Origin of the sequence: Pseudoalteromonas sp. bablab_jr011 (assembly GCF_016464045.1) — a bacterium.
Classification (GTDB): domain Bacteria; phylum Pseudomonadota; class Gammaproteobacteria; order Enterobacterales; family Alteromonadaceae; genus Pseudoalteromonas; species Pseudoalteromonas lipolytica.
Map to the genome: position 1 here is coordinate 1 of NZ_JACDWU010000272.1, position 203 is coordinate 203.

Below are 203 nucleotides of genomic sequence, written 5' to 3' on the forward strand. Positions count from 1 at the left end.
CAGTTACCGCACACAAATAGCTCTTGTGATTTACGGTTGTCGGGGTGAGTGTGATCGCATTCAGCGCACTCCTGACTGGTATGCGGGGCGGGTATTTTGAAGACGGCTTTTCCTGCTTGGTAGGCCTTGTATTTGGTGTAAATCTCTATGATGTGCCAGCCAACGTTTAAAATAGACTTGTTTAGCCCAGCCTTTTGTTTGGC

The 203-nt window shown here is 47.8% G+C and carries 1 protein-coding gene; it reads right to left on the bottom strand.

The features are described from left to right. On the bottom strand, positions 1-203 hold a 203-nt coding region (locus JIG41_RS16025; RefSeq protein WP_199525082.1), incomplete at both ends, for a zinc ribbon domain-containing protein.